General features: G+C 68.9%; 9 protein-coding genes. 7 read left to right on the forward strand and 2 right to left on the reverse strand.

Translation table 11 applies throughout. The annotated features are described in order from the left end of the window. Positions 1–15: 15 nt before the first annotated feature. The 6 genes from LCF40_RS07865 (at position 16) to gatE (ending at position 7,409) form a co-directional block, all read left to right on the forward strand. Positions 16–1,425: a class II fumarate hydratase gene (locus tag LCF40_RS07865; RefSeq protein WP_224828039.1), complete on the forward strand. Its 1,410-nt coding sequence runs from the start codon at positions 16–18 to the stop codon at positions 1,423–1,425. An 88-nt stretch (positions 1,426–1,513) separates the two neighbouring features. Further along, complete coding sequence (locus LCF40_RS07870; RefSeq protein ID WP_224828040.1) at positions 1,514–1,744, forward strand: transcriptional regulator; 231 nt, start codon at positions 1,514–1,516, stop codon at positions 1,742–1,744. A 59-nt stretch (positions 1,745–1,803) separates the two neighbouring features. Continuing rightward, positions 1,804–2,304 (forward strand): PH domain-containing protein, encoded by a 501-nt coding sequence (locus LCF40_RS07875; RefSeq protein ID WP_114576345.1) that lies wholly within the window; start codon positions 1,804–1,806, stop codon positions 2,302–2,304. Further along, positions 2,301–4,037 (forward strand): PH domain-containing protein, encoded by a 1,737-nt coding sequence (locus tag LCF40_RS07880; protein WP_224828041.1) that lies wholly within the window; start codon positions 2,301–2,303, stop codon positions 4,035–4,037. The genes LCF40_RS07875 and LCF40_RS07880 overlap by 4 nt, the downstream gene beginning before the upstream one ends. Before the next feature lie 221 nt (positions 4,038–4,258). After that, entirely contained in the window at positions 4,259–5,488 is a 1,230-nt protein-coding gene (locus LCF40_RS07885; protein ID WP_380682465.1) for an MFS transporter, read from the forward strand. Between the two features lie 46 nt (positions 5,489–5,534). After that, positions 5,535–7,409, forward strand: a complete 1,875-nt coding sequence (gene gatE / locus LCF40_RS07890; RefSeq protein WP_224828042.1) for a Glu-tRNA(Gln) amidotransferase subunit GatE — start codon at positions 5,535–5,537, stop codon at positions 7,407–7,409. A 128-nt stretch (positions 7,410–7,537) separates the two neighbouring features. Here the strand turns inward: gatE and LCF40_RS07895 are convergent, their stop codons facing one another. After that, entirely contained in the window at positions 7,538–12,325 is a 4,788-nt protein-coding gene (locus LCF40_RS07895; RefSeq protein ID WP_224828043.1) for a S8 family serine peptidase, read from the reverse strand. 221 nt (positions 12,326–12,546) lie between these two features. Here LCF40_RS07895 and LCF40_RS07900 point away from each other — a divergent pair, with 221 nt between their 5' ends. After that, on the forward strand, positions 12,547–12,978 hold the full coding sequence (locus LCF40_RS07900; RefSeq protein ID WP_224828044.1) for a universal stress protein: 432 nt from the start codon (positions 12,547–12,549) through the stop codon (positions 12,976–12,978). Positions 12,979–12,984: 6 nt separating this feature from the next. Here the strand turns inward: LCF40_RS07900 and LCF40_RS07905 are convergent, their stop codons facing one another. Beyond that, positions 12,985–14,133, reverse strand: coding sequence for an inorganic phosphate transporter (locus LCF40_RS07905; protein WP_224828089.1), 1,149 nt, complete (start codon positions 14,131–14,133; stop codon positions 12,985–12,987). Positions 14,134–14,146 lie beyond the last annotated feature (13 nt).

The following is a 14,146-nucleotide window of genomic DNA, read 5'->3' on the forward strand; positions in this document are numbered from 1 at the left end:
CGCGACCTCTCGGCCATGACCGACGACGTTCGCATCGAGGAGGACAGCCTGGGAGAGATGGAAGTGCCCGCCGACGCCTACTGGGGCGCCCAGACCCAGCGCGCGGTCGAGAACTTCCCGATCAGCGGGATCACCTTCGGCCGGCGGTTCGTCCGCGCGCTGGGCGTCGTCAAGAAGGCCGCCGCCCAGGCCAACCGCGACCTGGACCTGCTCGACGACGAGATCGCCGACGCGATCGTCGAGGCTGCCGAGGAGGTCATCGCGGGCGAGCACGACGACCAGTTCCCCGTCGACGTCTTCCAGACCGGGTCGGGCACCTCCTCGAACATGAACGCCAACGAGGTGATCGCGAACCGCGCCGCCGAGATCACGGGCGCGGAGATCGGATCCCGTACTGTGCATCCGAACGACCACGTCAACTTCGGCCAGTCGAGCAACGACGTGATCCCCACGGCGATGCACGTCGCGAGCCTCGAAGCGGCCGAGAAGGACGTGATCCCGGCGCTCTCGACGCTTCGGGAAGCGTTGGAGACAAAGGAAGAGGAGTTCGACGACGTCGTCAAGACGGGGCGAACGCACCTCCAGGACGCCACCCCCGTGACGCTCGGCCAGGAGTTCTCGGGCTACCGGAGCCAGGTCGAGAAGGGCCTCGTCCGGGTCGACAACGCCCGGGAACATCTCGCCGAACTCGCCCTCGGGGGGACCGCGGTCGGCACCGGCTTGAACACCCACGAGGAGTTTCCCGGGCGGGCCGCCGAGTACATTACCAAGGAGACGGGCGTCCAGTTCCGGGAGGCCGACAACCACTTCGAGGCCCAGGCCGCCCACGACGCCATGAACGAGGCACATGGCGCCCTCCGGACGGTCGCCGGCTCGCTGAACAAGATCGCAAACGACCTCCGGCTGCTCGCGTCGGGTCCCCGGAACGGACTGGGCGAAATCGAACAGCCCGAGAACCAGCCCGGCTCCTCGATCATGCCCGGCAAGGTGAACCCGGTCGTCGCCGAAGCGGTGAATCAAGTTCACAAACAGGTCGTCGGCAACGACGCCGCGGTGTCGGCGGGTGCCGCGGAGGGCCAGATCGACCTCAACCTCTACAAGCCGGTGCTGGCGCACAACTTCCTCGAGTCCGCCGAACTGATCTCGAACGCGAGCGCGGTGTTCGCCGAGCGGTTCGTCCGACCCCTCGAGGCCAACGACGAGCACTGCGCCGAGCAGGTCGAAGGGTCGATGGCGCTCGCCACCTCGTTGAACGTCCACATCGGCTACGACAAGGCGAGCGAGGTCGCGAAGGCCGCCCTCAAGGAGGGCAAGACGGTCCGCGAGGTCGCCGTCGGGAAGGGCTACATCAGCGAGGAGGAGGCCGACGAGGTTCTCGACCCCGCGAAGATGACCGAGCGCGGACTGCTCGGCCGCGAGGAGTAGCCGCGGTACTGACCCGTCGAACCCCGCCACAGTCAGGTCCGCGAACGGAATCCAAGCAGTTTTCACGGAGAACGTCGTCGGATGTATTATGCACACCTGCCGAACCTGCAACCAGTCGTTCGGGAGCGAGCTCGCCCTCGAGCTCCACCGGGACACGTGCGCCGAGGGACGGTTGCTCTGTGGGCTCTGTGGCGAGCGGTTCCGGGAGGCCGAGGCCACCGAGGACGGCTGGCACTACGCCTGCCCGAACGAGGACTGTTCGGGCGAGGGGCTGACCGAGGACCTCCTCGCGGGCGACGCCGGGACGGCGACCCGCTGAGACGGCCAGACGGGGGTCGAATCCCATCCTTTATTCGGGGCCCAGCCCTCGCGCCGGGCATGGAACGGCTCTCTCCCCGGATTCGTCCCGTCTGGCTCACCGCGGCGATCGTCCAGGCGGCCGTCTCGGGGGGACTTCTCGTCGGCGGCGCCGTCGGACTGACACGGGCGACGGATCTCGCCGATGCCGTCGGGCTCGCGGAATCGACCGTCGTCCAGGGTGCCATCGCCCTCGCCGTCGTCCTCGCCGTCGTCCGGCTGGCGCTGGCGTGGCTTCGCTACTCGGTCTGGCGGTTCGAGCTCCGCGAGGACGCCCTCTACATCGAACGCGGCGTTCTGACCCGCGTGAAGACCGTCGTTCCGTTCGTCAGAGTCCAGCACGTCGACTCCCAGCGCGGTCCCGTAGAGCGGGCGGTCGGGCTGGCGACGGTCGTCGTCTACACGGCGGGCTCGCGAAGCGCCGACGTGGCGATCCCCGGCCTGCGGCCCGACCGTGCCGAGGACCTCCGGGAGGAGCTTCGCCGGCTCGCGATCGAGAGCGAGGGCGAGGACGCGGTATGAGCGGTGAGCGCGGCGGGGACGACGGAAGCGAGCCGGCGAGGGGCTCGGTAGACAAGTCGGCCGAGGAGGGGCCGTCGGACTCCGGGTCCGGCGGTCCGGCGGTCGGCGAAAGCGGGGGCTCCGGACCGGGAGCCGCCGAAAGCGGGGGTGGCGGTGATCCCTCGACGAAGCTTCATCCGTACTCCGTTCCCTACCGATCGCTCTCGCGGAGTTTCTCGACCGGCTCGCTGTTCTTCTTCGTCGGCGTGTTCACCTCCCCGGGCGGCGGGGGGGACCTCCTCACCCTGGGCGCAATGGTCGTCGTCGGAATCGTCCTCGGGATCGCCTACGAGATCGCCTACTATCAGCGGTTTCGCTACGAACTCACGAGCGACACGTTCGACGTCGCCTCGGGGGTGGTCTCTCGGCGCGACCGGGAAGTCCCTCTCCGGCGGGTCCAGAACGTCGACGTCCAGCAGAACGTCCTCCAGCGCGCGCTGGGACTCGCCGCGGTCAACGTCGAGACCGCCGGCGGCGGCGAGACCGAGGTCGTCCTCCACTACGTCGGCGAGGCCGAGGCCGAGCGCCTCCAGCGCCTGCTCCGGACGGGCGCCCGCGAGGACGCGGGACAGGACGGCGTCGAGAGCACGGAGCCCGGACGGGAGCCGGACGAGGAAGAACTCCTCTTTGCGATCCAGCCCAACGAGCTGGCGATCCTGAGCGTGTTCACGATCGACCCGGGGGCGAGCCTGCTGGCGACCATCGCGCTTTCGTTCGCCAGCGGGTTCGACCCGACGGCACTGGTCCCGCTCGCACCGTTCGAGGGGGGCCTTCCGGGAAGCGGGCTGATCGCGCTCGCCTGGGCCGCTCTCCTCTTCGTGCTCGTCGCCTGGATCGTCAGCGCCGTGCTCACGTTCAGCCGCTACTACGGCTTCCGGCTCATGCGTGCGGGCGAGGAACTCCGCTACGAGCGGGGGCTGCTACAGCGCTACAGTGGGACGATCCCGCTGGACAAGGTCCAGACGCTGACCGTCGAGGAGTCGATCCCGTTCCGGTGGATCGGCTACGGCTCGCTGGCCGTCGAGACCGCGGGCTACGCCCCCGGCCAGTCGGGCTCGGGCGGCGCCGAGTCGGCGGTCCCGATCGCCGAACGCGAGCGGGTCCGGGCGCTGGCGCGCTCGATCGAACCCTTCGGCGACCCCGGGCTCGAGTCCTCCCCGAAGCGAGCGCGCGAACGCTACGTCGTCCGGTACGGCGCCGTCGTCGCCGCCGTCGTGGCCGCGGGCTACGCGGTAGACGCCGCTACGGGTGCCCTCGGGGACTGGTACGTCCTCGCGGTCTTGGCCCTCGCGGTCCCGGTCGCGGCCCACCTCAAGTGGGCGAATCGCGGGTTCGCGGTCGGCGAGCGCTACTTCTTCGCCCGGACCGGCTTCTGGAAGCGGACGACGAAGGTCGTTCCCCACTACCGGATCCAGTCGGTCGTCGACACGCGAAACGTCTTCCAGCGCAGGCGCCGGCTCGCCAGCGTCACCGCCGACACCGCGAGCTCGGCGGCCTTCTTCGGCCGGGCGGCGACGGCCTACGACATCGACGCTCGCCGTGCCACGGAACTTCGCGAGGATCTCAACGACCGCCTCCAGGAGCGCCTCCGAGAGCGAAAGCGCCACCGGCTCGCGGGGGGCGAACCACCAGCGGACGCCGGGGCCGACGGGGAACGTGGCGAGGGGAGAGCCGGGGACGCGACCGGCGCCTGAGACTACCGGCTGTCCGTCGTTCGGGGCTCTCGGTCGAACGAGGGGCCGAGAGCCGTCATACAGGTACAGCCGGCTACGAGCGGCGAGGATCCGAACGCTTTTGAACCGAATTGACCAACCGGTCAGCTAATGGAATCGAACGACGGTTCGCTCAAGGAGACGGGACCCGCGAGGACAGGGTGAACCCCCGATCCGGGGGCATCGACCGGCTCCGCGCCCGGGTGGCCGACCGGCTCGGCGGCGACGGGCGAGGGGTCGTCGTCGCCGCGGTGATCGCCAGCACCTTTTTTATCGGGTTCGGTGGCGGGGTCGTCTTTCCGATCCTGCCGAACCTCGGGGTTGTCCTGGGGATCTCGCCGGTTCTCGTCGGGATCATCCTGAGCGCCAACCGCTTCTCGCGGCTGGTCGCCAACGCCCCTGCAGGGGTATTGGTCGATCGGATCGGGACCCGCACGCCGTTCGTCGTCGGGATGGCCGTGCAGGCGGTCGCGACCGTCGGCTACGTCGTCGCGATCCCCGCACCGTTTCCCGAGGCCTGGTTCCTGCTCGCGCGAGTACTGTGGGGATTGGGCAGCGCGCTCGTCTTCGCGACGGCCTACACCATCGCCGCCGACGTCAGCGACGGGGACTCGCGGGGGACGAACATGGGAGTCATCCGCGGCGGGGTTCTCTTCGGCTTCCCCGTCGGGGTCGTCATCGGCGGCGTCGTCAGCGAACTCCAGAGCACCGCGGCCGCGTTCGTCGTCGCGGCCGTCTTCGCCGCCCTCGCGACCGGGATCGCCTACCGGGTGATCCCCGAGACCCACGTCGAGGGCGGGAGCCGCGACTCGATCAAGCCCTGGGACGTCGATACGAGCCCCGCGGCGCTGGTCGTCGGCTTCGTCAACTTCGCCGTACTGTTCGGGTATATCGGCGCGCTGTTCGCCTCGCTCGTGCTCTTTCTCGGCGAGAACGACCTCGGGGTGTTCGGCTTCGACGCCCAGGGCACCTCGGGGATCTTCATGGCGATCACCGTGATCGCCGCGGGCGTGTTCATGTTCCTCGGCGGCGTCGTCAGCGACCGGCGCCAGTCGCGGGTCCCAACGCTGCTGGTCTTTCTTTCGACCGCGTTCGTCGGCTTTCTCCTCCTCGCGCGGGCGGACTCGCTCGCGACGCTGACTGTCGCCTGTCTGTTCGTCGGCGCCGGCCAGGGCGGGACCAGCGGCCCGCTGATGGCGCTGCTGGCCGACCTCACCCCCGAGGAGTCGATGGGGCGGGCCGTCGGAACGAACAACGTCCTCGGGGACGTCGGGGGCGGGCTCGGACCCGTCGTCACCCTGCCGGCGATCGACGCCGTCGGCTTCACTCCGGTCTATCTCGCGTGTGCGCTCCTCCCGATGATCGCCGCGGCGACCCTCCTCGCCGGCGTCTACCGGGAGACCGGCGAGTTCGTCCCCGCGGTCGAGGACTGAGTCGCATAATCGGACTTTTTACCCCTCGGCGCCCCACTGGCCGACAATGAGCGAGCGCGACCACGACTACGAGGACGCCGGACTCGTCGCCGGCCTCGAGATCCACCAGCAACTCGACACGGCGACGAAGCTGTTCTGTGACTGCCCGACCGAACTGCGCGAACCCGAAGAGTCCTCCCGACGGTTCACCCGCTATCTCCATCCCACTCGGAGCGAACTCGGCGAACTCGACGACGCCGCCCTAGAGGAGAGCAGGGTCGACCGGGAGTTCGAGTATCTCGCCTACGACACCACCTGCCTCGTCGAGGAGGACGAGGAGCCCCCACACCGACTGGACGAGGAGGCCATGGAGACGACCCTCGAGATCGCCCAGCTTCTGGACGCCCGGCCGGTCGATCAGGCCAACGTCATGCGAAAGCTCGTCGTCGACGGCTCGAACACCTCCGGCTTCCAGCGCTCGACGCTGATCGCGACCGACGGCGAGATCGAGACGGAGGAGGGATCGGTCAGGATCGAGGACCTCCTGCTCGAAGAGGAGAGCGCAAAGAGAGTCGAGGAGACCGAGGAAGGCGTCCGCTACAGCCTCGACCGACTGGGAATCCCCCTCGTCGAGATCGGCACCAGCCCCGACATCCGCTCGCCCGCCCAGGCCCGGGAGGCCGCAGAACGAATCGGGATGCTCCTTCGCTCGACCGGCAAGGTCAAACGCGGCCTGGGCACCATCCGCCAGGACGTCAACGTCTCGATCGCCGAGGGCGCCCGCGTCGAGATCAAGGGCGTCCAGAGTCTCGACGACATCGACGACATCGTCCGCACGGAGGTCGGCCGCCAGCTCGAGCTCGTGGCGATCCGCGACGAACTCGCGGCCCGAAACGCCGCAGTAGACCAGCCCGAGGACGTCACCGAGGTGTTCGCGGGAACCGACAGCGGCGTGATCGGGGGAGCACTCTCCTCAGGGGGGAGCGTGATGGGCGTCCGTCTGCGCGGGTTCGACGGCCTCGTTGGCCGGGAGATCGCCCCCAACCGCCGGCTGGGGACCGAACTCTCCGATCACGCCAAACGCCACGGCGCCGGCGGGATCTTCCACACCGACGAACTGCCGGCCTACGGCGTCACCGAAGGGGAAGTCGCCGACCTCCGGGAGGCCGTCGATGCCGAGCCCGAAGACGCCGTCGCCATCGTCGCCGACAGCGGGGAGACCGCGCGCACCGCTATCGGAGCGGTCGCCGACCGCGCGCGAGCCGCCGTCGCGGGCGTCCCCGAGGAGACCCGCGGAGCGAACGAGGACGGCACCACCCGCTACCTCCGCCCGCTGCCCGGCGCAGCCCGGATGTACCCCGAGACCGACGTCCCGCCGGTCAAACCCGACCGGAGCGAGGTCGAAACTCCGGAGCTCCTGACCGAGAAGGTCGGACGGTACGAGCGCGAGTACGACCTCGATCGTGGACTGGCCGAACAGGTCGCCTACGGCCGGCGGATGCCCGTCTTCGAGCGTGCGGTGGGCGAGGGCGTCGATCCGACCCTCGCGGCGACGACGCTGGAATCGACCGTCACCGAACTCCGGCGGGACGGCGTCGCCATCGAGAACGTAAGCGAAGAGCAGTTCGCCGGCGCGCTCGCGCTCGCCCGCGACGACGACCTCCCGACGGGCAACGTCGGCGACCTGCTTTCGGCGCTGGCCGACGCGCCGGAGCTTACCGCCAGGGAGGCCGTAGAGCGCGAGGATCTCGGCGGCGCCTCCGAGGACGAGGTTCGGGAGGCCGTTCGCGAGGTCGTCGAGCGAAACGAGGAGCAAGTACACGAGGAGGGGATGGGCGCCTTCTCGGGCCTGATGGGCGAGGCGATGGGCGCGCTGGGCGGGCAGGCCGACGGCGAGGCCGTCAGCGCGGCGCTGCGCGAGGAAATCCAGAAGCGATCCTGACCCGGTCGGCCGTCGTCCCGGGTGCGGCCGCTTTCGGGGTCCGTCCGTCGTCGAACACCCCGTAGAACACCAGGATCGAACCCCGAACGAACGAAGCAGCGAAAACGAGCGATCGGAGACGAGTCTCGTTACCTGCGCAGCCAGCTCGGAATGCCGGCGTGGTCGGGCGCGTTCGCGTGGTCCGGAACCCCCGCGTGAGCGGGCGGACGAACGCTCTCGACGGCTTCGACGGTAATTTCGGCGCTGGCCATTTCCTGGAGCGTCGAGATAGAGTAGGCGTAGGTGGCGGGTTCGAGGTCGTCCTCGAGGGTGTGGGTGAGTGAGACGGTCGTGGAGTCGCCGCCGGCGAGGGTGATCTCCTGCATGGCGTCGGTGTCGACGAGTCGGCGGAGTTCCGCTTCGGAGTAGCGCTCTCGAGCGTTGACTTCGCCGTCCCAGAAGAGGAAGATCGTCTGGGTGGCTTCTTCGCCGCCCGTGTTGGTGATGGTGGCATCGGCGGTGAACGACTCGCCCGCGCCGACGGTGTCGGGGCCATCGATCGAGCTGACCTCGAAGTAGGCGGGATCGGGCTCGCCGCCCTCTTCGATGGTGATGGTGGCCGTGGCGACCTCGTCGGCAGACACGCCGTGTTGGAGGTCGCCGGTTTCCTCGTCGGCGGGGATCTCGTAGGAGAACGAGACGGTGGTGGTCTCGCCGCCATCCAGGGTCACCGTCTCGGATTGCTCTGGTTCGTAATCGAGCACTGCAGCGCCGAAGTCCGTGCCTGGCGGGAAGTAGAACACGGTGCGGGAGGCCTCCTGGTCGCCCGCGTTCGTGACGTCCGCCGAGACCTCGATCGTCTCGCCCTGTTCGGCGGAGCCGGGGGCCTCGAGGTTCGAGACCTCGAAGTAGGTCCCCAGGGTGAGGTTCTGGCTGGTGGTCTCGCCGGGAGTCACGTCAACGAAGGTGATGTCCGAGTCGGGGTAGTTCTCGTGGAGCGCCCGAAGCGCCTTCGTTCCCGGCGTGACCCCCTCGATCGTGTAGTTGCCGTCGGCGTCCGTGGTCGCGCTAAACGCTTCCTGGTCGGCGTCGACGACCTCGGCGCCCTCGATGGGGACGCCCGCGGCGTTGGTGACCTGGCCCTCGATCGAGCCCGGGCTGCGGTCGATCTGGAAATCGACGCCCTCGACGGTTTCACCCGCAGTGACGGTGACGATCTCCTCGGGCTGGTAGCCCGGCGGAGTTTCCGCGACCGTGACGACGTACGTCCCCGCGGGAACGTCGAGAGCGTACTGGCCCTCGGCGTCCGTCGTGGCCTCGTACGTGTCGCCGTCGCCGTTCTCGCCGACGATCGTGACGCCCTCGACCGGCTCGCCGTCGTCGCTTGCGGTCACCTGCCCCGTGATCGAGCCCGGCGCGGGCTCTAAGGCCGCGTCGTAAGTCACGGCCCCGTCCTCGGGCACCTCGATCGTCTCGGACACCTCGGCGTAGTCCTCCGCCGTCACCGTGATCTCGTGTTCGCCCGCGGGGATGCCCGCCAGCGAGTAGGTGCCGTCGGCGTCGGTCGTGGCGGTGTAGGTTCCCCCGTCGGCGTCGAGGGTGACCGTGGCGCCCTCGATGGGGTCGCCGCTTTCGGCGTCGGTCACCGTCCCCTCGACGGTCGCGCCGGCCGGGACGGCCGTAAACGCCACGAGGTCCTGGTCGTCCTCGCTCTCGACGGCGTGGAACCACTCCAAGTCGGGGTCGACGTCGCCGAGCGTGTTCGCGAACTCGACGGTCGCGGACTCGCCGGGTTCCAAGGAGACCTCCTCGCTGGTCTGCTCTATGCCGGCCACGACCCCGGTGTCGTCGACGTAGACGACGGCGTTCCCGAGGATCGCGTCGGCGTCGGCGCTGAAGTCGTCATCGGAGACGAACGACGAGCGTCCGAACGTCGCGAGCAGGACCTCGCGGCCGTCATCGGAGACGCCGACCGCGCTTCCGTCCGGCTCCCCGTCGGTGGCGGCGACGTCGGCGACCGTCTCGCCGCTGTAGCCGTCGAACCAGGCACGGTCGGCGGCGCTCGCGGCGTGGAGTTCGACGGTGTCGCCGGCCTCGCCGACGCCCGTGAACAGCGCGTGATCGGCCGTGAGTTCGAGGTTGATGGGCGTCGAGCCGCTGTACCCGTCCTCGACGGTCGAGGGATCGCCGGTCGCAGCCGAGAGATCGGTGATCGAGGCGGAGCTCCCGCCCCAGTTCTCGAGGTAGACGACGCCCTGATCGTCGCCGAGTTCGTCGAGGAAGGCGCCGACGTCGGCCTCGTCGAAGTCGTTGACGACGAAGACGTCGTACTCCCCGACCACGGAGAGGAGGTCGCTGGCGTCGACCGCACTCACGCCGTAGCGATCAGAGTCGAGTTCGCCCTGCAGGGTTTCGACGATGTCCGCGGCGTTCTCGATCTCGGCCTCGACGTCCCGTTCAACGACCTCGCGGCGGTGTTCCTCCTCGTCGACGCCGCCGTCGACGACCGCGACGTCGGTCTCTCCTTGCACCACGTTGTAGGTCACGGTCTGGCTGTCGGGCGCGTCGCCGGTGTTCTCGACTGTCGCGTCCACGTCGTAGCCGTCGCCGACCGCGACCTCCCCGGGCGCGTCGGTGATCTCGACGTCGAAGAAGGCCGCGAGGATCGTGATGGTCGCGGTCTCGCCGTCGTCGTCGGTGAACACCCCGTGGTCGTACGTCCCCGCCTCGATGTCGCTCGTGTCGACGGTAAATGAGACGCCGGTTCCCTCGCCGGGCTCGAGGGAAACCTCCTCGGTGAGCAACGCCTCGTCGAGGTCGTCGAAACGGAACTCGACGGTCTGAGTGTCGTCGGCGTTACCTGTGTTGGTGATGTCGGCACTCACCTCGATTTCGTCACCCTGGTCGACTTCGCCGGGTGCGTCGAGGTTCGAGACCTCGAAGTACGACGAGACGAGCGTGAGTTCTCCCGTCTCACTGTCGTCCTCGGAGTAGAGTCCATAATAATACTCGCCGGGATCGAACTCGCTCGTATCGACCGCGAGGGTAACCGTGGTTTCGGCAGGATGACCGACGGGATCGGAGACGCCGGGGGCGGCGAGATCGACGAACGTGGTCGTGACGGGCTCGCCCGAGCCGAGATCGTCCTCGGTCTCGGCCATGTGGACGGCGAGTTCCTGGACGGCGCCCTCCTCGCCCGTGTTCTCGAGATCGGCCGAGAGTTCGATCTCGGTGCCCTGGTCGGCCTCGTCGGGCCCCTCCAGGTTCGAGACGTCGATCGCGCCCAGATCGAGATTGCCCTGGACCTTGTATTGCAACAGGTTCAGATCCGTGGTATCGACCTCGCCGTCGCGGTTCAGGTCTCCGAGATCCTCGTTGAACCCCTCGGGGTTCATCCCGTAGATGTACTGTTGAGTGAGTTGGACGTCCTGGATGTTGACCGAGTCGTCCTGGTTGACGTCGCCGAGATCGTCCTCGTAGACGGCGGCGCCGACCTCGTCGACCGCGGCATACGCATCGACGATGCCGTACCCATACCGGACGTCCTGTTCGTCGCCCGGCTCCGACCAGTCGTCGGGTTTCCAGGCGGTCCCCTCGAGCACCGACCGGCTGTCCCCAGCCGTCAAGTCCTCGTTGGCCGAGAGCATCAAGGCGAGGACGCCCGCGACGTGGGGGGCGGCCATCGAGGTCCCGCTGAGATTCTGGTAGGTGCCGCCGGGTTCGGCGCTCAGCACCTCGTTGCCGGGGGCGGAGACGTCGGGTTTGATCCACTCGTCGGGCCAGTCGGGATCGGGTTCCTCCCAGTTGTCGGCGGCGATCGTATCGCCGCTCGAGAACTCCGTGATGTCGCCGTTCTCGTCCGACGCACCGATCGCAAAGGAATCATAGATGTTAGCAGGTGAGCCCACACAGCCCTCGCCGGAGTTGCCCGAGGAGGTGACGGCGAGGACGTCCATCGCGAGGGCGTTCTGGATGACGGGGATCCAGGCGTCCTCGTAGACCGGGCCGAACAACCCGCAGCCGGCACCGAAACTCATGCTGATGACGTCGGCGCCCATCTCCTCGAGGACGTACTCGAAGCCGGCGATCGGGTCCGAATCCGCCCCCGAGCCGCCCGGAAGGACGAGGCCGTGCTGGAGGTCGACGTTCGGGGCGACGCCGTACTGGGGCGTGTCGCCGTCGGGAGCACTGGCGCCGACGGTGCCACCGACGTGAGTCCCATGGTAGTGGGAATCGTACGGTTCCGAGCCCTCGATGGGCTCGCCATCGGGACCGATCTCGACCCACCCACCAGGGTAGGTCGGGTCATCGGAATCGTCCGAGTACAGTTCGAGGTCGGGATGAGAAACGTCGAAACCCGTATCGAGGACGGCGACCTTGACGCCCTCGCCCTGGGTGCCGAAATCGTCCCAGACGTCGGGGGCGTTGATCTGCTCGAGGCCATACGTGGTGCCGTCGGCCTCTGGAGCCGTGTCGGCCGACTCGGGTTCGGGGACGCGATACTCGGGGACGAGGTAGACGGCGCGGACGCCCTCGACCGATTGGAGCTGGTCGGCGGTGACCGCGTCGGCATTGACCTCGGCGCGGATGACGTTGGTGATCCAGTAGCTCCTGACGAGGTCGACGGTATCGAACTCGGCGAGGGTCGTGCGGGCGGGCTCCTGGCTCGCCTCGGCGTGCTCGCGGAGCAGACGGATGCGTTCGGCGCGGTCGCCGGACAGGCTCTCGTCGTACTGGTCGAAGACGATGTAGACCTGCTGGGTTCCCTCGGCGTCGTCAAAGCGGGCGGCGGCCGCCGCCCGCACCTCCTCGATGGCACCGCCGCCGAACGCCGACGCCGCCCCGATCCCCGCAGCACCCTGCAGGATCGTGCGCCGCGAGACGTCGACCGATCGCTTCTCCTGACTCTCCGTTTCGTCCGTGGTATCTGAAGGCACGACATCCAGTCTCGAACATACGTTCTTAAAACTATTGGATATATCTAGAGAGAATTTCCATTAGATATCTACTCGAACCGAGTGAACCCGCCCTACGAACCCGCCAGCAGCGCGACGACGGTCCGTGACACGGTACGATGCGGCCGGTGGCCGTGGCCGCCTCCTCTCGGAGTGCTCGAGGGCGCCGCGAGATACAAGACGACCGGCGTCGAAGGAGGGACGTGGCTCCCTCGCACGTCCTCGTCGCGCTGGACGGCTCGCCGCTGGCCGACGACGCCCTCGAGTTCGCACTCGAGGTCTTCGAGTGCCCGATCACGGTGGTGAACGTCGTGACGCCCCTGGACGCGGGGATGAGCGAGGGTGGCGTACTGGAACCCGACGAGGAACGGCTCGAGACCGCGGAGGACCGCGCCGAGCGGGTGATCGAGCGCGCCCGCGACCGGGCGGCGGCCGTCGACCGGACGGTCGAGACGACCGTCGAGTCCGGCGACCCGGCCGAGGCGATCCTGGCCTACGTCGAGGCGTCCGGCGTCGATCACGTAGTGATGGGCGGCCACGGCGGATCCGAGAGCGGCGTCCTCCCCAGGCTGCTCGGGACGGTGGCGACCACGGTTGTCGGCGAGGCGCCGGTTCCGGTGACTGTCGTCAGGTAACTCCGACTACTGGATCCCCAGGACCGCCGAGAACAGCCGGTAGAGGCCGAATCCGATCCCGACCGAACTCGCGAGCGTGAGCACCCAGAAGCCGATCGTGACGCCGATCTTCCGCCGGGAGACGCCGGCGGTTCCGGCGGCCAGTCCGCCGCCGATGACCCCCGAGATGATGATGTTGTTGAACGAGATCGGAATCCCGAGCGTGATTGCGGCCTGTGCGATGAGAAAGCCCGGGACGAGCGCCGCGACCGACCGGCGCACTCCCAGCTGGGCGTACTCGCGGGAGGTCGCCTGCAACAGTCGGGGTGCCCCCATCCACGCCCCCGCGAGGATGCCCGTGGCACCGATCGCGAGCAGGACGATCCCGGGAAGCCCGAGCTCGGCCCCGTACAGCGCCTCCAGGGGCCCGGTCGCGAGCCCGACCTGGCTACCGCCGCTGCTGAAGGCGACGATCCCGCCGAGGACGAGCAGGAAGGTTCGGATCCCCTGCTCGACCGATGCCGCCACCTGCCGACGGATGAACCGGTAGCCGACGGCGGCAAAGACGACGGTGACGACGATCGCCACGGGGTCGATGCCGGCGACGTTCGGGGAGCCGAGCGCGGACGAGACCAGGTCCGCGACCGACCCCTGTGCGCGCTCGGGGTGGGGGATGATCCCGAGGCGGATGTGGGCGAGGACGCCCGCGACGACCGCCGCGAGCACCGGGACGCCGACGGTCTCGGGGATGTCCTCCCGGCGGAGGAGACTCGCCGTGAGGTAGGCGATCCCGCCCGAGGTCGGCGGGACCAGAAGCCAGAACGTCCCGATCCGGCGGTAGGTGTCGACGGCGGGGTCGCCACCCAGCGAGAGGCCGACGCCGACCATCGCCCCGGTCGTCGCGAACGCCGCCGGCACCGGATACCCCGAGTAGACCCCGAAGGTCATGAACGTCGCCGCGACCAGCAGCCCGGTCGTCGCGGCAAGCGGCGTGAACGCGGTGCCGACGATCAGGTCCGCGCCGACGGTCTCGGAGATGCTTCCCCCCTGGGTGAGCGCGCCCGCCGCCGCAAGGATCCCGATGAGGAACGCGGCCCGCATCGTCGAGACGGCGTTGGCACCGATCGCGGGCGCAAAGGGCGGCGAGTTGCTGTTGGCGCCCAGCGACCACGCCATGAACAGGCCGGTC

This window comes from Saliphagus infecundisoli, assembly GCF_020177375.1.
Classification (GTDB): Archaea; Halobacteriota; Halobacteria; order Halobacteriales; family Natrialbaceae; genus Saliphagus; species Saliphagus infecundisoli.